The sequence below is a fragment of the Streptomyces sp. NPDC001137 genome (assembly GCF_040298885.1).
Lineage (GTDB): Bacteria > Actinomycetota > Actinomycetes > Streptomycetales > Streptomycetaceae > Streptomyces.
The window spans coordinates 22,993-46,447 of record NZ_JBEPBA010000002.1; the positions used below are offsets into that span (position 1 = coordinate 22,993).

General features: G+C 71.9%; 21 protein-coding genes. 14 read left to right on the forward strand and 7 right to left on the reverse strand.

The window, feature by feature from the left end; genetic code table 11:
• Positions 1-103: 103 nt before the first annotated feature.
• The 11 genes from ABT254_RS03155 to ABT254_RS03205 all read left to right on the forward strand — a co-directional run bounded on the left by ABT254_RS03155 (position 104) and on the right by ABT254_RS03205 (position 10,063).
• Positions 104-1,270, forward strand: coding sequence for an MFS transporter (locus ABT254_RS03155; protein WP_351462918.1), 1,167 nt, complete (start codon positions 104-106; stop codon positions 1,268-1,270).
• A 227-nt stretch (positions 1,271-1,497) separates the two neighbouring features.
• Positions 1,498-3,204: an FAD-dependent oxidoreductase gene (locus tag ABT254_RS03160; RefSeq protein WP_351462920.1), complete on the forward strand. Its 1,707-nt coding sequence runs from the start codon at positions 1,498-1,500 to the stop codon at positions 3,202-3,204.
• Between the two features lie 162 nt (positions 3,205-3,366).
• Positions 3,367-3,888, forward strand: coding sequence for a hypothetical protein (locus tag ABT254_RS03165; protein ID WP_351462922.1), 522 nt, complete (start codon positions 3,367-3,369; stop codon positions 3,886-3,888).
• A gap of 118 nt (positions 3,889-4,006) precedes the next feature.
• Entirely contained in the window at positions 4,007-4,690 is a 684-nt protein-coding gene (locus ABT254_RS03170; RefSeq protein ID WP_351462924.1) for a class F sortase, read from the forward strand.
• A gap of 121 nt (positions 4,691-4,811) precedes the next feature.
• On the forward strand, positions 4,812-5,954 hold the full coding sequence (locus ABT254_RS03175; protein WP_351462926.1) for a SchA/CurD-like domain-containing protein: 1,143 nt from the start codon (positions 4,812-4,814) through the stop codon (positions 5,952-5,954).
• A gap of 66 nt (positions 5,955-6,020) precedes the next feature.
• Positions 6,021-6,428: a cupin domain-containing protein gene (locus ABT254_RS03180; protein ID WP_351462928.1), complete on the forward strand. Its 408-nt coding sequence runs from the start codon at positions 6,021-6,023 to the stop codon at positions 6,426-6,428.
• A complete protein-coding gene (locus tag ABT254_RS03185; protein ID WP_351462930.1) occupies positions 6,425-7,693 on the forward strand; it encodes a beta-ketoacyl-[acyl-carrier-protein] synthase family protein in 1,269 nt (422 codons plus the stop codon). Before ABT254_RS03180 ends, ABT254_RS03185 begins: the two co-directional genes overlap by 4 nt.
• On the forward strand, positions 7,690-8,943 hold the full coding sequence (locus ABT254_RS03190; RefSeq protein WP_351462932.1) for a beta-ketoacyl synthase N-terminal-like domain-containing protein: 1,254 nt from the start codon (positions 7,690-7,692) through the stop codon (positions 8,941-8,943). The genes ABT254_RS03185 and ABT254_RS03190 overlap by 4 nt, the downstream gene beginning before the upstream one ends.
• Positions 8,944-8,972: 29 nt before the next feature.
• Positions 8,973-9,227, forward strand: a complete 255-nt coding sequence (locus ABT254_RS03195) for an acyl carrier protein (RefSeq protein ID WP_344398922.1) — start codon at positions 8,973-8,975, stop codon at positions 9,225-9,227.
• 1 nt (position 9,228) lies between these two features.
• The gene (locus ABT254_RS03200; protein ID WP_351462934.1) at positions 9,229-9,708 is read left to right on the forward strand and encodes an SRPBCC family protein; all 480 of its coding nucleotides are present in this window, start codon (positions 9,229-9,231) and stop codon (positions 9,706-9,708) included.
• A 22-nt stretch (positions 9,709-9,730) separates the two neighbouring features.
• Positions 9,731-10,063: a TcmI family type II polyketide cyclase gene (locus ABT254_RS03205; protein WP_351462936.1), complete on the forward strand. Its 333-nt coding sequence runs from the start codon at positions 9,731-9,733 to the stop codon at positions 10,061-10,063.
• A 71-nt stretch (positions 10,064-10,134) separates the two neighbouring features.
• On the opposite strand, the gene ABT254_RS03210 is transcribed toward ABT254_RS03205, so the two are convergent.
• Positions 10,135-11,163, reverse strand: a complete 1,029-nt coding sequence (locus ABT254_RS03210; RefSeq protein ID WP_351462938.1) for a methyltransferase — start codon at positions 11,161-11,163, stop codon at positions 10,135-10,137.
• Positions 11,164-11,210: 47 nt separating this feature from the next.
• Complete coding sequence (locus ABT254_RS03215; protein WP_351462940.1) at positions 11,211-12,269, reverse strand: right-handed parallel beta-helix repeat-containing protein; 1,059 nt, start codon at positions 12,267-12,269, stop codon at positions 11,211-11,213.
• A gap of 203 nt (positions 12,270-12,472) precedes the next feature.
• On the opposite strand from ABT254_RS03215, the gene ABT254_RS03220 reads away from it, so the two are divergent.
• A complete protein-coding gene (locus tag ABT254_RS03220) occupies positions 12,473-13,087 on the forward strand; it encodes a response regulator transcription factor (RefSeq protein WP_351462942.1) in 615 nt (204 codons plus the stop codon).
• A 9-nt stretch (positions 13,088-13,096) separates the two neighbouring features.
• Here ABT254_RS03220 and ABT254_RS03225 read toward each other — a convergent pair whose 3' ends face one another.
• From ABT254_RS03225 to lanKC, 4 genes are all read right to left on the reverse strand, one after another.
• Positions 13,097-15,037: an ATP-binding cassette domain-containing protein gene (locus tag ABT254_RS03225; protein WP_351462944.1), complete on the reverse strand. Its 1,941-nt coding sequence runs from the start codon at positions 15,035-15,037 to the stop codon at positions 13,097-13,099.
• Positions 15,034-16,764, reverse strand: a complete 1,731-nt coding sequence (locus ABT254_RS03230) for an ABC transporter ATP-binding protein (protein ID WP_351462946.1) — start codon at positions 16,762-16,764, stop codon at positions 15,034-15,036. Before ABT254_RS03230 ends, ABT254_RS03225 begins: the two co-directional genes overlap by 4 nt.
• 84 nt (positions 16,765-16,848) lie before the next feature.
• Positions 16,849-16,968, reverse strand: a complete 120-nt coding sequence (locus ABT254_RS03235; protein WP_099926849.1) for a SapB/AmfS family lanthipeptide — start codon at positions 16,966-16,968, stop codon at positions 16,849-16,851.
• A 7-nt stretch (positions 16,969-16,975) separates the two neighbouring features.
• The gene (lanKC, locus tag ABT254_RS03240; RefSeq protein WP_502971922.1) at positions 16,976-19,588 is read right to left on the reverse strand and encodes a class III lanthionine synthetase LanKC; all 2,613 of its coding nucleotides are present in this window, start codon (positions 19,586-19,588) and stop codon (positions 16,976-16,978) included.
• 224 nt (positions 19,589-19,812) lie between these two features.
• Here lanKC and ABT254_RS03245 point away from each other — a divergent pair, with 224 nt between their 5' ends.
• Positions 19,813-20,988: a cytochrome P450 gene (locus ABT254_RS03245; RefSeq protein WP_351462950.1), complete on the forward strand. Its 1,176-nt coding sequence runs from the start codon at positions 19,813-19,815 to the stop codon at positions 20,986-20,988.
• 71 nt (positions 20,989-21,059) lie between these two features.
• Complete coding sequence (locus ABT254_RS03250; RefSeq protein WP_351462952.1) at positions 21,060-21,911, forward strand: isocitrate lyase/PEP mutase family protein; 852 nt, start codon at positions 21,060-21,062, stop codon at positions 21,909-21,911.
• A gap of 38 nt (positions 21,912-21,949) precedes the next feature.
• On the opposite strand, the gene ABT254_RS03255 is transcribed toward ABT254_RS03250, so the two are convergent.
• Positions 21,950-23,419, reverse strand: coding sequence for a tryptophan 7-halogenase (locus tag ABT254_RS03255; protein WP_351462954.1), 1,470 nt, complete (start codon positions 23,417-23,419; stop codon positions 21,950-21,952).
• Between the last annotated feature and the right edge of the window lie 36 nt (positions 23,420-23,455).

Here is a 23,455-nt window from a genome sequence, read left to right on the forward strand (position 1 = left end):
CTGGCGACTTTGGGGAATTGTGGTTTGCGCTTTGCCTGTGCTTGCGTTGCCCGCCGCGTCGCCCCGACCGAGCCTCACCTGCGAAGCCGTGGGAAGGGCAGGCATGCTGAAGACCGTCCGCGAGCAGGCATCGGGTCTCACGAAGGATCAGCGCAATGCTTTCGTCGCCGCCTACCTGGGGTGGGCGATGGACGCCTTCGACTACTTCCTGGTCGTCCTCGTCTACAGCGAGATCGCCGACGACTTCCACGTCTCCCTCACCGACATGGCCTTCCTCACCACCGCAACCCTGGTGATGCGCCCGGTGGGTGCCCTGCTCTTCGGCATGTGGGCGGACCGCAAGGGCCGGCGGCTCCCGCTGATGGTCGACGTCTGCTTCTACTCGGTCGTCGGGTTCGCCTGCGCCTTCGCGCCCAACTACGCCGTACTGCTGGTGCTGCGCCTGCTGCAGAGCGGTTACTCGCTGGGGTATCTGCTCGCCGCCGTCGCGTTCTTCGGCATCGAACCCGCCTTCGGCTGGCGGGGTTTGTTCGCCTTCAGCCTGGTGCCCGCCCTGGTCGCCCTGTGGGTGCGTACCCGGGTGGAGGAGAGCGAGGTGTGGGAGAAGAGCGTGGCGCTCAACCGCACCCCCGCTTACCAGGTGTTCAGGAACCCGGCGGTGCTCAAGCGCTTCGTCTACCTGGTCGCGCTGATGACCGCCTTCAACTGGATGTCGCAGGGAACCCAGGACGTCTACCCGACCTTCGTCAAGAAGGGCCTCGGCCTGTCCCCGGACACCGCGATCGCCATCGCCGTGGTCTACAACATCGGCGCCATCATCGGGGGCACGGTGCTCGGTGCCTACTCCGAGCGGCTGGGCCGCCGTCGCACGATCATGGTCGCGGCCGCCGCGGGCCTGGCCGTGGTGCCCTTCTTCGTGCTGTCCACCGCCGTGGGCCTGCTGATGCTCTCGTCCTTCCTGATGCAGGTGTGCGTACAGGGCGCCTGGGGTGTCGTCCCCGCGCATCTGACCGAGATGAGCCCGGATGCGATCCGTGGCTTCTACCCGGGTGTCACCTACCAGCTGGGGAATCTGATCGCCGCCCTCAACCTGCCGATCCAGGAGGCCATCGCCGAGCGGCACGGCTATCCGGCGGCCATGTCGTGGACCGTGGTGCCCGCCCTGGCGGTGGTGATCGTCCTGAGCGCCGTCGGGAAGGAGGCCAAGGGCATTCGGTTCGGCAGCACCGGCACGCACGCCCCGAGCACCGCGACCGCCGACACCGCCTAGGGGAAGACCGCGCCCAGGCGAACAACGGTGGATCCTCTGCGGGCTCACCTGTAGCGCTCATGACGCAATTCGCCCGTTCGGGCCATCGGTCATCGGCCCGATCCGGCGTGTCGTCCTTGCTCGATCGCCGCTCCTCCTACTCACCCGCCGTCTTCCCCGCCCTTTGGCCTGCCCACCGGGTGACAGGCGGGCGAAGGCTGAGGTGCCGTCCGCTTCCCGGGGCATGCATGAGGATCCCCGGCCGGACGGCGGGGCTCCATGCGCGGGAGGCGAGAGTGACGAACGAACGAGCGGATCAGGCCGGCCGGGACACCCACCGGGTCCCTGTGCTCATCGTGGGGGGCTCGCTGGTCGGCCTGTCGACCTCGTTGTTCCTCGGACGGCTGGGCGTGCGCCACCTGCTGGTGGAGCGTCACTCCGGCACCTCCATCCATCCGCGCGGCCGCGGCAACAACATCCGCACGATGGAACTGTTCCGGGTCGCGGGCATCGAGCCGGCGATCCATGAGGCCGCCGCCACCCTGGCCGACAACCACGGCATCCTGCAGACCCCCACCCTGGTCGGCGACGCGGGCGAGTGGCTGTTCCGGGAGATCGACCCCGGCGGGGGACTGGCCCGCTTCAGCCCCGGCGCCTGGTGTCTGTGCAGCCAGAACGACCTGGAGCCGGTCCTGCTCGAACAGGCCGCGGCGCTCGGCGGCGACCTGCGCTTCGCCACCGAACTCATGTCGTTCGAGAGCGATCCCACCGGTGTCACCGCGGTCGTCAAGAGCCGGGAGACGGGCGAGCACACCACTGTCCGCGCCGACTACCTCGTCGCCGCCGATGGCCCGCGCAGCCCCGTCCGCGAGCAGCTCGGCATCGGCCACAGCGGGCGCGGCGACCTGTTCCACAACGTCAGCGTCACCTTCCGCTCCCGCCGCCTCGCGGACGTCGTCGGCGACCGCCGATTCATCGTCTGCTACCTCACCGCCCCGGACGCCGACGGCGCCCTGCTCCCGGTGGACAACCGCGAGAACTGGGTCTTCCACGCCCCCTGGCACCCCGAACACGGTGAAACCCTGGAGGAGTTCACCGACGAGCGGTGCATCGAGCACATCCGCCGCGCGGTCGGCGTCCCGGACCTCGATGTGGAGATCACCGGCCGGGCCCCCTGGCACGCCGCCCAGCGCGTCGCCCGCAGCTACCGCTCCGAACGGGTCTTCCTGGCCGGGGACTCGGCCCACGAGATGTCGCCCACCGGGGCCTTCGGGTCCAACACCGGAATCCAGGACGCGCACAACCTCGCGTGGAAGCTGGCCGCGGTGCTCGGCGGCTGGGCCGGGGAGGGCCTGCTGGACTCCTACGACGCCGAGCGCCGCCCGGTGGCGGAGGCGACCAGCGCCCGGGCCGCCGACCGGTCGGCCGAGCACAGCCACCCCGGGTTCACTCCGCCGCCCGAGGCCGGCGGCGGCCCCCGGCGCGGCATCCTCAACGTCGCCCTCGGCTACCGCTACCGGCAGGGCGCCGTCGTCGGCACCGACCCGGCGGCCGCGGTCGTGCCGGAGAACCTCGAACTGAGCGGCGAACCAGGCAGCAGGGCGCCCCACCTGTGGGTGCGGCACGGCGCCGAACGGATCTCCACCCTCGACCTCTACGAACGGTCCCTGGTCCTGCTCTGCGACGCCGGCGACCCGAGCGGATGGCACCGGGCCGCCGGCCGCCTCGCCGAGGAGCTGTCGGTGCCCATCCGGGCGTACCGCGTGGGCAGCGGGCCCGGGGCTGAACTGGTACCGGAAGGCGATGCCCAGTGGACGGAGCGGCACGGCGTCACGGCCGCGGGGGCCGTGCTCGTGCGGCCCGACGGGTTCGTCGCATGGCGCTCGCCCGGCCCGGACCCGGACGCCGAATCGGTGCTGCGGCAGGTCCTGAAAACCGTGCTGGCACTGGCTTGATCTCCGGCGGCTGAATCCCCGTCTCACCCCTTGAGCCCGTCACCCAGGTGATCGTCCCGACTGGTGGTGAGGTGACGACTGACTGACGGTGGTTCACGTCGGGGTCCGGTCAAGTCAGCTGATGACGTACCAGCTGCCGGGCCTTGGCGGAAGGACGTTCCTATGCGTTCTGCTCGCATTTTTCTGGCCACAGCGGCGGCTTCCGCCGTCCTCGCCATCGGTGCGCCCGGCGCGTTCGCAAATGGTGGCGACGGGAATCACGACGGCTCTTCGCACGGCAAGGAGCACGGGAAGGAACACGGCAAGGAGCACGGGAAAGAACACGGCAAGCAGCCCAAGCACGAGGAACCGCGCGGTGGAGTGCACACCGGTGGTGGTGCGCTGACCGCGGTGAACGACGACGGCGGCTGGGGTGGCTCGCGGGACCCGAAGACGGACCCGGACTCCTACCGGGACGACTCGTGGGGCAGCGACCACGACCAGGGTGGCCGTGAGGAGGACGGCGGCGGCCGCGGCAGTGACTCCTGGGGCGGCGACCACGAGAAGCCCCATGGCGGCATGCACACCGGCGGCGGGGCGCTCGCGGCGCCGACCGCGACCGCGGGCGGGCTGGCCGTGCTGGGCGTCGTCGCCACCGGGCTGTATGCGGTGCGCCGCAAGAAGCCGGCCGTGGGCACGGTCTGACCCGTGCCCGACGCAATAGCGCAGCCGCGGCCGTCACCCGAGCCCCGTGCGGCGGCCGCGGCTCGCGCCCCGCCCGCCCCGTCCCCTCTGCCGCCGTGCCTGAATGAGGTGCTCTCCGATGGCAGTTCCTCCGCCCTCTCCCTCCTCCGACGACCAACCGGCGCCCAGCGAACCGTCAGTATCCCGCTCGGGCGTGATGATGATCTGCGCCGCCGCCTGCCTGGTGCTCGCAGCGAGCATGATCAGCGGTCAGGACACGTCCGCCGACACCTCCCGCGGGCGGTCCGCCGCGTCCGTACGGCATTCCGCCGCGTCGACGATGTCCCCGGGGCAGCCGGTGGGCAAGCACCTGCCCCGGTCGAGGCCCGTGCGCCTGCGCATCCCGAAGATCTGGGTCGACGCCCCCTTCACGGGCCTCTCCCTCGGCCCCAACGGGCAGCTGCAGCCTCCCCCCGGCGACGACACGAACCTCGTCGGCTGGCACACCAAGGGGGCGTCCCCCGGAGAGCCGGGGACCGCGGTCATCGCCGGGCATGTCGACACCAAGACGTCCGCGGCCGTCTTCGCCAACCTCGGCCAGCTGGAAAAGGGCGATGTCTTCTACGTCGAACGCGCCGACGGGCGCACGGCGACCTTCCGGGTCGACAGCGTGGAGACCTTCGAGAAGGACGACTTCCCCAGCGACCGCGTGTACGACGACACCCCCCAGGCCCAGGTGCGGCTGATCACCTGCGCGGGCAACTACGACCGGTCGGTCATGGACTACACGGACAACCTGGTGGTCTTCGCCCACCTCGTCTGAGCATCACCCGCGTAGGCCATACGAGTCGCGCGCCGCGGGCGACGGGCACACGATCGAGGAATGTCGACGCCGCCGAACGCGGCCGGCGTCGCTTCCGCCCCGCGAAGGAGATGTGCGCAGGATGACGACCACGTCCGAACGTGTTTCCGGTCCGCCGGCCCGACAGGTGTCGCCCCGGGTCTCCCAGTCCGTGTTCGACGGCTCCAGACTCCGGGTCGTCCTGCTGGTGGACGTCTACGACGGAGCCCAGCAGCAGTTCCTGGAGGCATACGAGCTCCTGTGCAACCAGGTCGCCTCCGTCCCCGGACATGTCAGCGACCAGCTGTGCCAGTCCATCGAGAACCCCTCCCAATGGCTCATCACCAGCGAGTGGGAGAGCGCCCCGCCGTTCCTCGCCTGGGTCAACAGCGAGGAACACGTGCGGATGGTGGAACCGCTGCACAGCTGTGTCCGTGACACCCGGTCGCTGCGCTTCCACATCGTCCGCGAGACCGGCGGCCCGGCCCCCGGCGCCGAGCCCGGCAAGCGCCGGCTCCAGGCGGCACCCAGGATCGGCGACGGACTGATCCGGCACGCCCTCACCTTCACCGTCACGCCGGGCAGCGAGGACAAGGTCGCGAAGATCCTCGCCGACTACGCCTCGCCCGAGCCGAAGGTCGACGACTCCACCAGGCTGTGCCGCACCTCGCTGTTCATGCACGGCAACCGGGTGGTTCGGGCCATCGAGGTACGCGGTGACCTGCTCGCCGCACTGCGCCATGTCGCCCGGCAGCCCGAGGTACGCGCCGTCGAGGAGGCCATCAACCCGTACCTGGAGCAGGACCGGGACCTCGACGACCCCGAGTCCGCCCGTGTCTTCTTCACCCGGGCCGCGCTGCCCGCCGTCCACCATGTGACGCTGGCGCAGCAGGACCCGCGGGAGGAGCGGCACGCCCTGTCCTATCCGGTCCGGCCCGGCTGCGGCATGCGCCTGGCCGAGGCGCTGGCCCGGCAGGACGAGGCCGCGGCGGACGACCCGCGCAGCCCGATCCTGCGCAGCACGATCTTCCAGCGCGACGACGTCGTCGTACGCCTGATCGACGTACGCGGCGGACTGGCGGCCGCCGACCCCGCCGTTGCCCTCGGGCTTCACGACCCCGGGCAGCTGGCCGAGCTGACGACCTTCCGCATCGACGCGTCCGCGCCCCGACACGGCGAACTCGCACGCTGCATCGGGCTCGCCCGCATGGACCTCGTCACCGACCGCCGCTCGCCCGAGGCCTGAGCTGCCCTCAGCCGGCCGTGGCGGCCACCGCCCCACGTCGATGCAGGACCTGATCGGAGGAACGCCGTGATCACATCCCGTCCCAGAATCGTGGATCTCAGCGAGGTCGAGCCCAACCGGCGGCGCGGCGGCGATCTGCGCGCCATGCTCACCCCCGCCACGGTCGGCTCCACCAGCGGTTTCATGGGCGTCGCCATCGTGCAGCCCGGCGAGCGCATCGGGGAGCACTACCACCCCTACTCCGAGGAGTTCGTGTACGTCGTGTGCGGGGACCTGGAGGTGGACCTCGACGGCGTCCCCCAGCCGCTGCGGCCCGAACAGGGCCTCATGATCCCCATGCACATGCGGCACCGCTTCCGCAACGTCGGCAACGTCGAGGCCCGTATCGTCTTCCACCTCGGCCCGCTGGCCCCGAGCCCGCCGCTCGGCCACGTCGACACCGAGGAGAGCGATACCGCGGAGGTCCGGTCATGACACGCCGGGTGGCGGTCACCGGCATAGGCGTCGTCGCCCCCGGCGGCACGGGCATACCGGCGTTCTGGGACCTCCTGTCCGCCGGGCGCACGGCGACGCGGGGCATCACCTTCTTCGACCCGGCCGGCCTGCGCTCCCGCATAGCCGCCGAATGCGACTTCGACCCGGCGGCGCACGGTCTTGACGCGGAGCAGACCGCGCGGTGCGACCGCTACATACAGTTCGCCCTGGCCGCCGCGGCGGAGGCGATACGCGACGCCGGCCTCGAGCCCGAGCGGGAGAACCCCTGGCGGGTGGGGGTCTCGCTGGGCACCGCGGTCGGCGGCACCACCCGGCTGGAGCACGACTATGTGCTGGTCAGCCATCACGGGCAGCGCTGGGACGTGGATCCGCAGGAGGCCGGCCCGTATCTGCACCGGGCGTTCGCGCCCAGCACCCTCGCCTCCACCGTGGCCGAGCGGTTCGGGGCGCGCGGCCCCGTGCAGACCGTCTCCACGGGCTGCACCTCGGGGCTCGACGCCGTCGGATACGCCTTCCACACCGTCGAGGAGGGCCGCGCCGACGTGTGCATCGCCGGGGCCTCGGACTCGCCGATCTCCCCGATCACCATGGCCTGCTTCGACGCGATCAAGGCCACGTCCCCGAACAACGACGACCCCGAGCACGCCTCGCGCCCCTTCGACGCCGACCGCGACGGGTTCGTCATGGGCGAGGGCGGCGCGGTCCTCGTCCTGGAGGAACTGGAGCACGCCCGGGCCCGCGGCGCCCACGTGTACTGCGAACTCGCCGGCTACGCCACCTTCGGCAACGCCTACCACATGACCGGACTGACCCGTGAGGGCGTGGAGATGGCCAAGGCCATCGAGGCCGCCCTCGACCACGCCCGGCTGGACGGCACGGCGATCGACTACGTCAACGCGCACGGCTCGGGCACCCAGCAGAACGACCGCCACGAGACCGCCGCGGTGAAACGGGCCCTGGGCCCGCACGCCTACGACACCCCCATGAGCTCCATCAAGTCCATGGTGGGCCACTCCCTCGGCGCGATCGGCGCCATCGAACTCGTCGCCTGCGTCCTGGCGTTGGCCCACCAGGTCGTCCCGCCGACCGCCAACTACGAGACCCCGGACCCCGAGTGCGACCTGGACTACGTCCCGCGCGTCGCACGCGAGCGGAAACTGGACAGTGTGCTCTCGGTGGGCAGCGGGTTCGGCGGCTTCCAGTCCGCGGTGGTCCTGACCCGGCCGAGGGAGAAGACACGATGAGCGAACCGCATCCACGGCGGGCGGCCATCACCGGAATCGGCGTGGTCGCACCCAACGGATCCAGCACCGAAACCTTCTGGAAGTCCGTCAAGGAGGGCATCAGCGCCCTCGACCGGATCACCCGCGAGGGCTGCACCCATCTGCCGCTGCGGGTGGCGGGCGAGGTCCGCGACTTCGACCCCTCCACCGTGGTCGAGGAGCGCTTCCTCGTCCAGACCGACCGGTTCACGCACTTCGCGATGGCCGCGGCCGACCTCGCGCTGGACGACGCCCGGCTCGGCCGGCCCGCGACCGACGGCTCCCCGTTCTCCGTGGGCGTGGTCACCGCGGCCGGGTCCGGCGGCGGCGAGTTCGGGCAGCGGGAACTGCAGCAACTGTGGGGAAAGGGCAGCCGGTTCGTCGGCCCCTATCAGTCCATCGCCTGGTTCTACGCCGCCAGCACCGGCCAGATCTCCATCCGCCGCGGCTTCAAGGGCCCCTGCTCGGTCGTCGCCAGCGACGAGGCGGGCGGCCTGGACGCCCTCGCGCACGCGGCGCGGGCGGTGCGGCGCGGCACCGACGTGATCGTGACGGGCTCGACCGAGGCGCCGCTCGCCCCGTACTCCGTCGTCTGCCAGCTCGGCTACGCGGAGCTCAGCCTCGAGGCCGACCCGGCCCGCGCCTACCGCCCGTTCACCTCCGCGGCCTGCGGGTTCGTCCCCGCCGAGGGCGGCGCCATGTTCGTCGTGGAGGACGAGGCCAGGGCCCTGGCGCGGGGCGCGCGGGTGCAGGCGGTGCTCGCCGGACACGCGGCCACCTTCACCGGCGCCTCCCGCTGGGAGCAGTCCCGGGAAGGCCTCGCCCATGCCGTCCGGGGCGCCCTGGCCGAAGCCGGCTGCGCCCCCGAGGAGATCGACGTCGTCTTCGCCGACGCGCTCGGCGTGCCGGAGGCGGACCGCGCCGAGGCCCTCGCGATCGCCGACGCGCTCGGCGCGCACGGCACCCGTGTGCCCGTCACCGCACCGAAGACCGGCATCGGCCGCGGGTACGGCGCGGCGGCAGTACTCGACGTGGCGGCGGCGGTCCTCGCCATGGAGCACGGCCTGATCCCGCCCACCCCCAACGTCTACGACATCTGCCACGAACTCGATCTCGTGACCGGCCGGGCCCGTGCCGCCCGGCCGCGCACGGCGCTGGTCCTCAGCCGGGGCCTCATGGGGTCGAACTCGGCGCTGGTGCTGCGGCACGGCGCCACCGGCGCCTCGTCCTGAGGCGCCGAGGAGCAGTAGAGGAGAAGCACATGTCCGACCGAATAACCGTCGAAGAGCTCGCCGAACTCATGAAGAAGTCCGCCGGTGTCACCGTCACCCCCGAGGAACTCGGGCTGCACAACCCCGGTTTCGACACCCTGGGCGTCGACTCGCTCGGCCTGCTGGGCATCGTGGGCGAACTGGAGAACCGCTACGGCACACCGATGCCCGCCGACGCCGAACGCTCCAAGACCCCCCGGCAGTTCCTCGACCTCGTCAACAGTGCCCTCATGACAGGAGCGTGAGATGACCGGACACACACAGAACGAGATCACCATCGCGGCGCCGCTGGACCTCGTCTGGGAGATGACCAACGACCTGGAGAACTGGCCGCGGCTGTTCACCGAGTACGCCTCCGTCGAAGTCCTGGCCCGGGAGGGACGCAAGACCACCTTCCGGCTGACCATGCACCCCGACGAGAACGGCACCGTGTGGAGCTGGGTCTCCGAACGCGAACCGGACCGCGACACGCGCACCGTCAAGGCACGCCGGGTCGAGACGGGCCCCTTCGACCACATGGACATCCACTGGCGGTACGAGGAGGTGCCGGGCGGCACGCGCATGGTGTGGACGCAGGACTTCGCGATGAAACCGGAAGCACCGGTCGACGACGCCTGGATGACCGACAACATCAACCGGAACTCCAAGGTCCAGATGGGGCTCATCCGGGACCGCATCGAGAAGGTCGCCGCCGAGCGCGGTGCCACTCCGGGTCTGACCGACTGAGCCGGACGGAGAACCAGCCCCCATGCACCAGGCACTGATCGTCGCCCGTATGGCCCCGGGCTCGGCCCCGGACATCGCCAAGGTGTTCGCGGAGTCCGACCGGGGAGAGCTGCCGCACCTCGTCGGGGTGGTCCGGCGCTGCCTCTTCCAGTTCGGCGACGTGTACATGCACCTCATCGAGTCCGAGCGCGAACCCGGCCCCGCCATCGCCGAGGTCACACAGCACCCCGAGTTCCGGGAGGTCAGCGAGAGGCTGTCCGCGTACGTCAGCGCGTACGACCCCGAGACCTGGCGTTCCCCGAAGGACGCCATGGCGCGGCGCTTCTACCTGTGGGAGCGCGACCCGGCCGGCTGACCCCGCCGTACCTCACCGGTCGCCGGGCCCGCGACGCTGCGGGCCCGGCGACCGGTGGTTTGGGGGGCCGTTCAGCCCGGGACGTGACAGTCGAACGCGTGCAGATAGGGGTTGACCGGGCGGATGTCGTCGATGACCAGCCCCGCGTCGGTCAGCCGGGCGACCATGCTGTCGGTGGTGTGCTTCGCCCCGCCGACGTTGAGGAGCAGCAGCAGGTCCATCGCGGTGCTGAACCGCATCGAGGGCGAGTCGTCGACGAGGTTCTCGATGACCACGACCCTGGCCCCCGCGCCGCCCGCCGCCCGGACGTTGCGCAACGTCCGGGCGGTGCTGTCGTCGTCCCACTCCAGGATGTTCTTGATGATGTAGACGTCCGCCGCGACCGGCACGGACACCCGTACGTCGCCGGGCACCACGCACGCGCGGTCCGCGAGGTCGCCGCCCGGCCGCAGCCTCGGCAGCGCGTTCTCCACCACCCGCGGAAGGTCGAGCAGACTGCCGTGCAGCGAGGGGTACTTGTCCAGCAGGCTCGCCAGCACATGCCCCTGGCCGCCGCCCAGGTCGGCGACCGATGAACTCCCCGACAGGTCGAGGAACTCGGCGACGTCCCGCGCGGACTGCACGCTGGAGGTGGTCATGGCCCGGTTGAAGACGTCGGCGGACTCCGGGGCGTCCTCGTTCAGATAGGGGAAGAACTCCTTGCCGTACAGGTCCTCGACGACATTGCGCCCGGTGCGCACCGCCTCGTCGAGCCGCGGCCAGGCGTCCCAGGTCCACGGCTCGGTGCACCACAGGGAGATGGCGCGCAGGCTGTTCGGATCGTCCTCGCGCAGCAGCCGGGAGACATCGGTGTGGGTGAACCTCCCGTCCGGCAGCTCGGCGAAGACGCCGTAGCAGGACAGGGTGCGCAGCAGCCTTCGTAGCGGCCGGGCCTCCGCCTTCACCGCCGCCGCCAGGTCCTCCGCGGTCATGGGAGTGTCACCGAGGGCGTCGGGGACTCCCAGCCGGGCGGCCGCCCGGAGGGCGGCGGCACATGCCGCCGCGAACGCGAGCTCCCTCAGCCGCATGGACGGCGGTGGGGCTGTCTGTGCGGTCGTCATGTGCCGCTTCCTTCCTTGTGGGCCCGCGCACGGGCCATGACCTGCGGTCAGCACATCCCCGCGGGCTGGGAGGCCCGGCAGGAGTTGCGTTCGAAGGTGTTGCCCGTGCCGTGGTCGGCGTTGATGAGGTCCGCCGGGGAGTTGCCCTCGACCACGTTGTCGCTGATCCGGTTGCGGTCGTTGGTGACGGCCACAAAGCTCTTGAACAGGACGATGCCGCCCGACAGGGGGGAGTCGCCGACGTTGTTCCTGACCACGTTCCGTGTCACCAGGGTGTCCTCGGCGCCGGTCAGGACGATGCCGGAGCCCTGCAGGGCGTCCAGCCGCGCGGTCTTCGGGCACGACTTGTTGTTGCGTACGAGGAGGTTGTCGCGCACGGTCAGCGCGCCGGCCTTCGGCTTGTTCTCGTCACCGACGACGAACACCGCCACGCAGTTGGCGGTCGCGCGGTTGCGAGCGACGGTGAGGTTGCGCAGGCGCCGGACCGTCAGGCCGATACGGTTGCCCTCCAGCCGGTTGTGGTCGATCACTGTTCCCCCGGTGTCCGTGGCGCCTGCCTCCTCATTGATGGTGTTGGCGAGGAAGACGCCCGCGTCGCCGTTGTACAGGGCGCTGTTGTCCTGGATCAGCGAGCGGACCGAGCGCTCCTGGGCGATGCCCCACACACCGTTGCGCGCCGTGGTCACATTCCGCACGGTCAGCCCGTCGGTCGCCATGGCGAACACCCCGGTCCTGGCAAAGCCCGTGACGGTCAGCGAGGCGATGGTGACGCCCTTGACGTCACGGTCCTTAGTGCCCAGGACACAGATGCCGTTGCCGCCCTCGGCACAGCTGTTGGCGGCCTTCTTGCCGCTCGGCTCGATCACTGTGGCTCGCCCCATGCCGCGCAGGGTCAGCCCGGGCGTGGTCACCTTGATGCTCTCGTGGAACGTGCCGGGGGCCACGAGAACGGTGTCTCCGGGCTGGGAGGCGTCCACGGCCTTCTGGATCGACTGGCCCGGCATGACCACATGGAACGCATGACGGGCGGCCGGCGGAGCGGCACCCAGCCCGGTCCCGACCACCACGGCGGTGCACATCATGTATGCAATGCGGTAGTTCTTCATATTGTGAACGCTATGACCGGATAGGACGTTTACCTGCCGAATAGACCATTCGGCGGCGTGTCCCGCGGGCGCCCTGCATCTGCCGTGGGCCCGGGGCGGGGCGGCACGTCAAATAGGGCTATAACCGGAGATACTTCTTACGGCGTCGTCGGAGTGTCCGGGGCGTGTCGCGGGAGCAGGCCACTGGGGGCCGGGCGGGAGCGATGTTGATCCGTGTGCTTCTCGTCGAGGAGACCGACCTGGTGCGTGGGGCGCTCGCCGCCCTGCTGACACGTGAGGAGGACATCGAGGTGGTCGCGGCGGCACCGGGGTGCGGGCAGGCGGTCACACGGGCGCTGTCGTACCGACCCGATGTCGTGGTCATCGACTGTGACGGCAATGCCGTCGAGGACGGGGCGCTCGACACCTCGCAGGAGCTGAGCGAGCGGCTTCCGGAGTGCCGGATCCTGCTGGTGGCCGGCACGGCGACGCCTGAATACCTGCGTCAGGCGCTGGCCCAGCCCGTCGCGGGCCTCATCGGCAGGAACAGCCCCAGCAACTTTCTGACGGAGGGCGTGCGCAAGGTGGCGGCCGGCGGGCGGTTCATCGACCCGGAACTGGCGCTGCTGGCGCTCTCCTCGGCAAGGAGCCCGCTGACCGCCAGGGAGCTCGAGGTGCTGCGGCTGGCGGCGGACGGCACTCCGACCCGGGAGATCGCCGAGCGGCTTTCGCTGTCGGTGGGAACGGTCCGCAACCATCTGAACGCGGTCTCCAGGAAGACCGGTGCACGCAACCGCATCGACGCGATCCGGATCGCCCGGCAGTCGGGATGGCTGTAGCCGCGGCGCTCACGTCCCTTTCCGGTGGGCGAGTTCGCCGCCGGTGGCCTCTCGCGCCGCGTCCGCCGGCCCGTCCCAGTGGCCGATCAGGTCGCGGTAGAGGGCGCAGTCCGCCATCAGCAGGTCGTGTGTGCCGAGACGGCAGCGCGAGCCGTCCATGACGAGGACGAGGTCGGCGCGCAGCGCGGAACTGATCCGGTGGGCGCACACGATGAGGGTGGCCGGGAGGCGGGCGAAGGCCCGTTCGGCGACCGCCTCCGCCGCCGGGTCGAGGTGGCAGGTGGCCTCGTCCAGCAGGACCAGCCGGGCCGGTGGCAGCAGGGCCCGGGCCAGGGCGATCAGCTGCCGCTCACCCGCCGAGAGCACGGCAGGATCCACGGTCGCGTCATAGCCGCCGAGCCGCCGGACGAGCGCCTGCGCACCGATGGCGCGGACCGCCGCGTCCATCTCGGACTCGCCGGCCGCGGGCTGAAGGTAGGCGAGGTTCTCACGCAGGGTGCCCGCGAACACGTAGGCCTCCTGCGGGATCAGCACACGGCACCGGGACAGCCGGCCACGGTCCAGCTCCCGCACCGGCACACCCCCCAGCCGGATCCGTCCGGCCCGCGGTTCGAGCACCCCGGCGACGAGCGCGGCGAGCGTCGACTTGCCCGCCCCACTGGGGCCCACGACGGCCAGATGGGTGCCCGGCGCGAGAACGAGGTCGAGATCCCGCACGACCGGCTCGGCGGAACGGGCATATCCGAAGGTGACTCCGGACAACTCGACCCGCCCGTCGCGAGGCTGCGCCGCGACGAGGGAGGACCTGACGGCGGCAAGCCCGGGCGCACCGGCCGCGGCCTCGCCCGGCGGCCCGACGGGCCCGAGGGTTCCCGGCAGGCTCGCAGACTCTGGCGTCACCGTCCTGTGCGACAGCCTGGCGGCCCTGCGCCTCTTCGAAGCGCCGGCCGAAGGCGGGGTGTTGTCCGGGACGGTGTCGGCCGGGGGTCCTGCCGGCGTGGGGGCGGATGCCTCCAGGATTCGGGTGAGGGTGACCAGGAGCCACAGGCCGCTGCCGCCCAGGCCCTGGACGAAGCCCCGCAGGGCCGGTTGCAGGGACTGGGAGACGTAGGTCAGGGCGCCCAGGACGGTGCCGGTCGTCATGCCGCCGTGGACCAGCCAGGGCGTTCCGGCGAGGATCAGCACGATCGGGAGCCAGCCGCCGACACCCAGGGCGACGGTCCGCACGGCGGTGAGCCGGGCCAGGGCGCGCGCCGCGTCCGCTGCCGCGTCGATGCGGGCGCCGACCCGGGTTCGTACGACGTCCTCGGCGCCGCAGGCCGTGACGTCCCGCAGCCCCGCGGCCACCGCGCCCACCTGCTCGGCGATGGCCTCGTCGGCCAGCACGACAGCCCGCTGCCGGGCGGCCATCGCGCGCAGGGCCACCAGGAAGAGTGCGAGCCCGGCCACGAGGGGCGGCAGCACGAACAGCAGCAGCACGGGATCGAGTACGACCAGCCCGAGCAGCACGCTCACCGCGGTGACCGAGAAGGTCTGCACGAACATCACGATCGCCCCGTACGACTCACGAGCGATCTCGACCTGTTCGGTCAGCCGTGCCACGCCCGCCGTGTCGGCCGGCCCGCTGAGGCGGGCGGAGCGCTGCAATGTGCCCGTGGTGACGAGGGTGACCAGGTCGTCGCGGAACGGCTCGACGACGTCGGCGAGTCGGAGCGTGGCCTGCCGGGTGCCCCAGGCGCCGAGCAGGACGGTGCAGGCCAGCAGTGCCAGCCAGCCGAGGCCCGCGGTACTGCGGCCGGCGAGGAAGCCGTCGTCGACGGCCCGGGCCACCAACCAGCCGGACAGCAGCGCGGGCACCGCCTGGACCAGCGACCAGCCGGTGAGCCGTACGAACTTCCGGCGCCGGGCGCGGAGGGTGGAGCGAAGCAGTCCGTGGGCCGCCCGGTTCATCGCGGCCCTCCGTCGGGCGTCGGCTCCGGACGGAAGACGGCCCGGTACTCCGGGTCCGCCCACAGCGCGCGGTGGGTGCCCTGACCGCGGACGCGGCCCGCCTCCAGCCAGACGACGTGGTCCGCGCGGGCCGCGGTGGACGCCCGGTGGGTCACCACGAGCCGGGTGCGGCGGGCGAGCCGTCCGGACCCGGTGAGCACCTTGCCGATGTGGTGCTCGGTGACGGTGTCGAGGCCGGCCGTCACGTCGTCGAGCACCAGGAGCCGGCCGGCCGGGCCCGCCTGGACGAACGCGCGTGCCAGGCCGACCCGTTGGGTCTCCCCGCCGGACAGCGGGGCGGTGGCCGGCCGGGTGTCGTACCCCTCGGGCAGCGTCTGGAGGAAGGCGTCGGCGCGTGCGGCGGCCGCCCCGGCCAGCACCTCGAAGCGCGCAGCGTCGCGGGCCCCGAGGGCGATCGCGTCGGCGTACGTCCCGCCCAGCAGCACCGGCCGGTCGAAGCCGTACGCCACGGCCCGCCGCAGCGCCGCGCGGTCCACGTCCCGCAGGGGCACCCCGTCGAGCAGTACCTCGCCCTGGTCCGGGTCGGCCAGCCGCCCGGCCAGCGCGGCGAGCAGCGACTTCCCGGAGCCCGAACGGCCCACGACGGCCGTCAGCATGCCCGGTGGCGGAGCCAGGTCGACGCCGTCCAGCACCGTGCCGCCCTCCGGCGTGCGGACGGTCACCCCTTGGAACTCCAGCCGGCCGCCGCCCCCGCCCGGCAGTCGCGCGGTGCCGTACACCACGGCGGGCTCCGCCAGCACCTCCGCGACCCGCCCCGCCGTGGCGCGCGCGAAGGCGAGCCGGTGGGCCGAGGCCACCAGCGAACTCACCCCCGTGGCCAGCAGGACGTACTCGCTCGCGGCGAGCGTCTGACCCGGTGTGATGCGGCCCCGGGCGAGCTCCAGGCCGGCCACCGCCAGCACGGCGACCTCCAGCAGGGGAACGACCGCCGCGTCCCGCGCGGAGACCCGGGCGTACGCCCGCCACATCCCCATGCCGTGGCGGTGCAGCTCCGGCAGCGGCTGCAGGATCCGCCCGGCCTCCCGGGCCGTGGTTCCGGCGGCGGTGATGGAGCGGATGCCGGTGAGGGCGTCGACGAGCCGGGCGGCGATGCGGCCCTGGGTGGCGAAGTAGCGGTCGTTGACGTCGGAGACGTCACGGACGAAGGCGCGCACCACGAGGACGACCAGCGGCAGACCGGCGAGGAACGTCAGGCACAGCCAGGGGTCGATGAGGGCCAGGGCGACCACCGCCCCGACCGGGGGGAGTACTTCGGTCACCGCCCACACCAGGCCCGAGGGGGCGCTGCCGGTCCGGGCGGTGTTGCTCACCAGGCGCGTGACCAGATCGCCGGGGGTGTGGCGGCGGGTGGCACGGCCGCCCATGTCGAGGACGTGCCCCAGCAGGGTGTGCCGCAGCCATGCCGTGCAGCGGGAGTTGGCGACGGCGCCCGCGTAGTCGTCGGCGGCGTCGCACACCACGAGGAGCGTGACGGCGAGGGCGGACAGGGTCAGCCACAGGGCGGCGTCACCGCGCCCGAGTACGGCGTCGACCGTGCGGCCCATCAGCGCGGGCAGGACCACGTAGACCCCGGCGAGCACAAGAGAAGTGGCGGCCAGGACGCCGCCCCAGGTGCCGCCCCGCCGGACCGCCGTCAGCAGCAGTCGGTCCGCCGCACGTCGTTCCACGGGCCGCTCCCGTCTGCCGTCGCCGGACGGTTTCCGGCGGAGTGAGGCGGGGACACCGGAGGTGCCCCCGCCGTTGGATGAGAACTAGCAGAGCAGCAGGCTCAGGCGGCTGCCTCCACAGCCCTTGCTCGCGCGGCTGCCCGGCGGCGGAGCGTGCCCGGTTTCGGTCTCGATGGTGAGACCCTGCAGTTCGAGGAGCGACATCACGTCCTCACCTCCTCTCTGGTACTCGCGTGGGGACGGGGAAGTCATGAGCGGGCAGACCGGGTGTCAGGAACGGCAGTCCGGCCGGCCGGGAGTGGAAGGCGGCGCCCAGCGCGAGCAGAACGCCCGCGCCGCCGGTGGCCAGGTCCATGGACAGCCGCAGCAACTGCTCGCCGGGGAAGGCCAGTCGACCGTCCAGGAGACAGGCATGGCGGGCCAGTCGGCGTACATGGCCGGCGATCAGGGGGTCCCGCTCGGCGGCCGTGCCGGGCGGATGCGGACGGCTGAGGTGGAGGATCATCCCGGCGAGACCGTCGAAGAGCCCGGGCTCGATGTAGAAGGACGCCCTGGCCGCCTTGCGGATCGCCGCGGCGGCGTCCAGGAACTCCTCGTCCGCGCGATGGGCCAGGTAGTCCTCAAGGACCATTCCGATGCCCACACTGCCGTCGGCGAGATACGGCATGGTGCGCCAGCCCTCGTTCACCTCCATCGACCCCTCCTCGCGCACCACGCAGCGGCGCAGGTCCTGGCGCAGCGCCGTGGCGGCCAGGTCGAGCAGGGCCGGGTCCTTGCTGCGCTCGTACAGGCGCAGGAACAGCAGCGCCGGTCCGGACGACCCGAACATCAGCCCCGCCCTGGGGTGGGCGCCGCCGCTGGTCTCCGCCACGGCGTCGGCGGGGCCCAGGCGGTCGGCGACGACCTCCGCCACCCGGCAGGCGGTGTCACGGCAGGTGGCGTCGCCGGTGGTGGTCGCGAAGTGCAGCAGGTTGAGCCCGATGCTGGACAGGCCGCCCTTGAGGTCGAGGGGCAGCGGCTCCCACCGTTCGCCCAGGCACATGTCGAGCACCTTGGCGGCCTCCTCGTGGTGTCCCAGGTGCTCGAGGACATGGGCGACGCCGTGCAGACCGTCGTAGAAGCCGAGGCGGGTGCCCGGTGCCGGGTCGAGCGCGTGCCGGATCAGCCACTCCTCGTGGTCCGGGTGGCGTCCCGCGCCCGTCACGTCCAGCGCGTACAGCACGCCTGCCGCGCCGTGGGCGAGGCCCAGGCCGCTTCCCGGGAGCAGGAACTGCTCGATGTCGCCGGGGAAGAGCCGGTCGTGCCGCTCGGGTGCGGCGGAGGCCAGGACGGCCGAGGCGATCGAGTGCCGGGCGTGCAGCCAGCCCGCCCGGTCGGGCTCCAGCCGGGGCGCGTCGTCCGCCCCCGCGTCGATGCCGCCGTCGCCGGTGATGGTGCGTACGGCCTCGTCGAGGAAGGAGCGGGGGACCGGGAACAGCCGGGCGGCCTCCCTGGCGAGCTGCCCCGCCTTGCCGGTGTCCAGTTCGATCAGCCCGGTCAGCGGCAGGAAGAGGAACAGCCGCAGACTGGCCAGGGCGTACCGGTCGATGTCGAAGCCGGTGGCGCCGCGCGGGGCGATGAAGCCCGGGGCGGCGAGGACCTGGCGGCGCGCCTGCGTCACGTCCATGGCGCCCTCGAAGTCGACCAGCACCACTCTGCCGTCGGGGCGGACCAGGATGTTGTCCGTGTGGAGGTCCCCGATCACGATGCCCCGCTCGTGGACCGCTGCGACCGCCTCCTCCACCTGCCGGTGGATGTCGAGAGCCCAGTCGGTGTAGTCGGCGAACGCGGCGCGGTCCGGGGACAGCGCGGCGAGCGGATAGCGCTTGACGAACTCGTTGTACAGAGCGTTGGCCTCGACGAGTTCCTCCACGAGGAAGTGGTGGCCGCCAAGCTCGAAGTGGTCGCGGACCGCGGGCACGAACGGCAGCCCGGCCAGCCGTTCCAGGGCCTCCCGCTCACGCCGCAGCCGGGTGACGGCGTCCGCGCCGTCCGGGGTGAGCCCCGCGTACGGCCGCCCCTCCTTGAGCACGACCCGCTCCTGCGTCCGGGTGTCCACCGCGGCGTACAGTCCGCCGGCGTTGGAGAAGTGCAGTGCCTTCTCGATCCGGTACGGCAGTTCGGCGACGGTGGTGCGCCTGCTCTCGGCGAGATGGGGTTCGAGGAAGCCGGGCAGCTCCACCCACTCGGGAACCTGGAAGGTGGGGCCGCGCACGTCGGGCACCAGACGGCCGGAGGGGTCCTCCACCGCCTGCTCCAGCTCGCCGTCGTCCGACACGCAGTACCGGTCGGCGAAGGCCCCGTATCTGACGTAGAGCGGACCGTCCCCCCAGCGCAGGTCGCTGAGGATGTACGGGCCCTGCCGCCCGTCGAGCAGACCGCCCAGTTCGGTGAGGATGCGCTCGCACTCGGCCTCGTCCACGGGGTAGACGGTCACGAACTTGCCGCTGGAGCCGCGGTGCGCGTACTTCGCGTTCGCGAGGAACAGGGCGTCCATGCCGGGCAGGAACTTGAACGCGATACGGCGCGGGACGCAGTAGTCCCACACCTCGTCCAGGATCGACTGCGCGTTGTCCGGACAGGCCGAGACATGGATCTTCCAGCCCTGCCGGGGGAACACGGTGCCGGTGGGACGGCACACCACCCAGTCGCCGAGCTCCTCGCGTGCCCACGAATCGGGCAGCGGCCGGCCGGCCTGCCGGAAGCGGCCACGCGTCCGGCCGTGATGCGGTGCGTCGTAGAAGTGGGGGTCTGTGAGGCAGTAGACCTCGTACCGCTTGTCCACGGGAGTCTCCAAGGGTTCAGTCCGCCTCCCTGGTGCCTCTCACCTCCCACGATGGCAGAAGGCGCAGGCGTGGACATCGTGCGTCTGTCACCTCACGTGCGTGGGATTCACCCGGCTCTCCTGTGCGAAACGCACAGCCCGGGAGGTGGATAATCACGACCGCAGGAGTATTCGAACCTCCCGAAAGGGTGTGTGTTTCCCGGCATGCGCAACGGTTCCGCACGATGAGCGTCAGCGACTCCTTCCCGCTCGGTGCCGCCACGACGCTCGACGAACTCGCCCGGGACCCGCATCCCCGGCTGGCACGGCTGCGGGCGCACGAGCCGGTGTCCTGGCTGCCGGAGCTGGGCGGCTGGCTGGTGACCCGCCGTGACCTGGCGCTGCACGTGATGCGGGACGCCGCGACCTTCACCGTCGACGACCCCCGGTTCTCCACCGCGCAGGTCGTCGGACCGAGCATGCTGTCGCTGGACGGGGAGCAGCACACCCGCCACCGCGAGCCGTTCAACGCCCCCTTCCGCCCACGGCAGGTACGCGACGGCTTCGCCTCGTTCATCGAGCAGGAGACCGGCCGGCTCATCACCGCACTCGAACCGGCCGGCGCCGCCGAACTGAGACGCTCCTTCGCCGGACCGCTCGCGGTCGCCGTCGTGACCGAGGCACTCGGGCTGGCCGGTGCCGGCACGGACACGGTGCTCTCCTGGTACGACGCCATCGTGCGCGCCGTCTCGGACATCACGGCCGGACACGAGGCGGGACCCGCCGGAGCCGCCGCGTACGCGCAACTGCGGACCGCCGTGGAGAAGACCGTTGCCGACGGGGGCAGTTCCTCGCTGCTGGTCTCCGCCGCCGGGCGGCTCGCGCTGCCCCAGCTCGCGTCCAACGCCGCGGTCCTGATGTTCGGGGGCATCGAGACCACGGAGGCGATGATTGCCAACGCGCTGCTGCATCTGCTGAGCCACCCAGACCAACTCGCCCTCGTACTCGGCGACTTCGAGCTGCTGGACGGTGCGATCGAGGAGTCGCTGCGCCTGGAACCCGGCGCGGCCGTCGTGGACCGCTACGCGACATGTGACACCGCACTGGGTCCGGCCGCCATCCGCCGGGGCGACCTGGTCACCGTCTCCCTGGCCGGTGCCAACCGCGACCCCGCCGTCTTCCCCGACCCCGACCGTTTCGACGTCCGCCGCGAGAACGCGCGTCTCCAACTGGCCTTCGCCCACGGACCGCACCACTGCATCGCCGCCCATCTGGCCCGCCTGGAGACCCGCATCGCCCTCCAGCGCCTGCTCGAACGCCTCCCCGCCCTGCGTCTCGACCCGGACCGCCCCACAGCCCCGTACGGCCTGGTCTTCCGCAAGCCGCCTGCCCTGCATGTGCGGTGGGACAGCCCTCGCTGAGGGGCAGTGGCGGGAGTGACACGCCCGGGACGAGGGTTCCGGCTCGGGCCCGCGGCTCGTAGGTTCGTCATGTGAACAGCGACAGCCGAGAACGAGCGGAACGATTCGTCCAGTTGCACCGGCAGGGCTGCTTCCTGCTCCCCAACGCGTGGGACGTGGGCAGTGCCCGGATCCTGGAGGCGGCCGGCTTCCCCGCCGTGGCCACCACCAGCGCGGGAGTCGCGTTCTCCCTGGGCCGTCCGGACCACGACTTCTTCGGCGAGCAGCCGGAGGGCCGCATCGGCCGCGGGACGATGCTGGCCCGCATCCGCGAGATCGCCGACGAGCTGACGGTGCCGCTGAGCGCGGACCTCGAGGACGGATACGGCGAGGCGCCCGAGACCGTGGCGAGCACGATCACCATGGCGCTCGCGGCCGGTGCGGCGGGCGGCAACATCGAGGACTTCACCGGCGACCGCAAGGCGCCGCTCCACGACCCGGCTCTCGCCGCCGACCGCATCCGCGCCGCGCGCGCCGCCGTGGACGCGGCCGGCGAACCGTTCGTCCTGGTCGGCCGGACCGACGTGCTGCTCGTCGGAGGCACGCTCGACGAGTGCATCCGGCGGGCCAACGCGTATCTGGCGGCCGGGGCGGACTGCGCGTTCGTGCCGGGCGCGGCCGACGCCGAGACCATCGGCATCCTGGTGCGCGAACTCGACGGCCCGCTCAACGTGGTGATGGGCCTGACGGGCGGCACGCTGTCCATGGACGACCTGCGCGAACTCGGCGTACGGCGGGTCACGGTGGGCGGCAGCATCGCCCGCGCGATGTACCGCCGTCTGCTGAGCGCCGCGCGCGAACTGGCCGACCGGGGCACCTTCTCCTACGCCGACGACCAGATCCCGCAGTCGGACCTCAACGACCTCTTCCAGCCGCGTCCTTGACGCTCGGGCGGCACGGGCGAGGGGAACAGTGGTGGGTCTCAGGGGCGTGGCCGAGCTGGATCCACCCACATGAGCCCGTCCTCCGAAGCCACCAGGCCGCCCGGCCGCACGGGCGTCTCCTCCTCCAACGGGCCGCCGAACACGCCTCGTTCCTGCAGAACCGCACCCTCCTGGAACACCTCACGGATGGTGGGGGACTCGAAGAGCGGGTTGCGCAGGCCGTCGGAGTCCGGCAGCCGGCCCACCGCGGTGCCGAGTTCCGAGGAGGCCGTCGTCAGCCGGGCGCCCGCCTCCCCGAGCCCCGCGAAGCCGGCGTCGCCGGAGGCCAGACCGCCCACCAGCTCGACGAACGCCTCCAGTTCCGTCGCGCCCACGTTGGTGATCTTGCGGGCCTTCCAGAAGTACGAACGCTCGTCCTCGTGCATGTCGTAGAAGGAGACCAGGAACTCGTAGAACAGGCTGTACTCCTGCCGGTAGCGGGCCTCGAACTCGTCGAACAGACGAGTCTCGTCCGGCGTCCCGGCCAGGCCGCTGTTGAGGGAGCGGGCCGCGAGCAGGGCCCCGTATGTGGCGAGGTGCACGCCGGAGGAGAGCACCGGGTCGACGAAGCACGCCGCGTCGCCGACCAGCACCATGCCGGGCCGCCACAGCCGGGACTTCCAGTACGACCAGTCCTTGCGGACGCGGACCTGGTCGTAGGGCGCCTCGGTGGCCTGTGGAACCCCCTGCAGGAGGTCGCGGATCTCGGGGCAGGAGTCGATCAGCCGGCGCCAGGCCGCCGCCGGGTCCCGCTGTATCCCGGCGGCGTTCTCCCGGCTCACCACCGCCCCCACGCTCGTGAGGTCGTCGCGGAGCGGGATGTACCAGATCCAGCCCTCGTCGAAGGCGGCGCAGAAGATGTTGCCGTCGTTGGGCTTCGGGAGCCGTTTGCCGCCGGCGAAGTAGCCGAACACCGCGATGTTGCGGAAGAAGTCGGAGTACGTCCGGCTGCCGCCGACCTCGGTGTGGATGCGGCTGCCGTTGCCGGAGGCGTCCACGACATAGCGGGCCCGGGCCTCGCGGAGCTCGCCGCCGGGGCCGCTCCAGCTGACGCCCCGCACCCGCTCCTCGTCGGCGAGCACGCCCTTGACGCGGGAGTCCTCCCGTACGTCGACGCCGACCCGGCGGGCGCCCGCCAGCAGGATCGCGTCGAAGCGGGACCGCTCGACCTGGTAGGCGAACGAGGTCGGGTCGGCCAGCCGGGGGGACAGGGCGAAGGAGAACTGCCACGGATCCCGGTTGCGGCCCCACCGGAACGTCCCGCCGCGCTTCAGCTTGAAGCCCGCCCGTGCGACCTCGTCCTCGACGCCCAGGATGCGGCAGACACCGTGCACGGTGGACGGCAGCAGCGACTCGCCGATCTGGTAGCGGGGGAAGGTCTGTTGTTCCAGGAGCAGGACGCGGTGGCCGCGCAGGGCGACGGCCGTGGCGGCGGTGGCTCCGGCCGGACCACCGCCCACCACGATCACGTCGAATTCCTCAACCGGCCCAGGCTTACTCGGGTG

Excerpts from the sequence above, each read along its gene's own strand:
- ABT254_RS03155 (WP_351462918.1), top strand. The coding sequence starts at position 104 with ATGCTGAAGACCGTCCGCGAGCAGGCATCGGGTCTCACGAAGGATCAG.
- ABT254_RS03160 (WP_351462920.1), top strand. The coding sequence starts at position 1,498 with ATGAGGATCCCCGGCCGGACGGCGGGGCTCCATGCGCGGGAGGCGAGA.
- ABT254_RS03165 (WP_351462922.1), top strand. The coding sequence starts at position 3,367 with ATGCGTTCTGCTCGCATTTTTCTGGCCACAGCGGCGGCTTCCGCCGTC.
- ABT254_RS03170 (WP_351462924.1), top strand. The coding sequence starts at position 4,007 with ATGGCAGTTCCTCCGCCCTCTCCCTCCTCCGACGACCAACCGGCGCCC.
- ABT254_RS03175 (WP_351462926.1), top strand. The coding sequence starts at position 4,812 with ATGACGACCACGTCCGAACGTGTTTCCGGTCCGCCGGCCCGACAGGTG.
- ABT254_RS03185 (WP_351462930.1), top strand. The coding sequence starts at position 6,425 with ATGACACGCCGGGTGGCGGTCACCGGCATAGGCGTCGTCGCCCCCGGC.
- ABT254_RS03190 (WP_351462932.1), top strand. The coding sequence starts at position 7,690 with ATGAGCGAACCGCATCCACGGCGGGCGGCCATCACCGGAATCGGCGTG.
- ABT254_RS03195 (WP_344398922.1), top strand. The coding sequence starts at position 8,973 with ATGTCCGACCGAATAACCGTCGAAGAGCTCGCCGAACTCATGAAGAAG.
- ABT254_RS03200 (WP_351462934.1), top strand. The coding sequence starts at position 9,229 with ATGACCGGACACACACAGAACGAGATCACCATCGCGGCGCCGCTGGAC.
- ABT254_RS03205 (WP_351462936.1), top strand. The coding sequence starts at position 9,731 with ATGCACCAGGCACTGATCGTCGCCCGTATGGCCCCGGGCTCGGCCCCG.
- ABT254_RS03210 (WP_351462938.1), bottom strand. The coding sequence starts at position 11,163 with ATGACGACCGCACAGACAGCCCCACCGCCGTCCATGCGGCTGAGGGAG.
- ABT254_RS03215 (WP_351462940.1), bottom strand. The coding sequence starts at position 12,269 with ATGAAGAACTACCGCATTGCATACATGATGTGCACCGCCGTGGTGGTC.
- ABT254_RS03220 (WP_351462942.1), top strand. The coding sequence starts at position 12,473 with ATGTTGATCCGTGTGCTTCTCGTCGAGGAGACCGACCTGGTGCGTGGG.
- ABT254_RS03225 (WP_351462944.1), bottom strand. The coding sequence starts at position 15,037 with ATGAACCGGGCGGCCCACGGACTGCTTCGCTCCACCCTCCGCGCCCGG.
- ABT254_RS03235 (WP_099926849.1), bottom strand. The coding sequence starts at position 16,968 with ATGTCGCTCCTCGAACTGCAGGGTCTCACCATCGAGACCGAAACCGGG.
- ABT254_RS03245 (WP_351462950.1), top strand. The coding sequence starts at position 19,813 with ATGAGCGTCAGCGACTCCTTCCCGCTCGGTGCCGCCACGACGCTCGAC.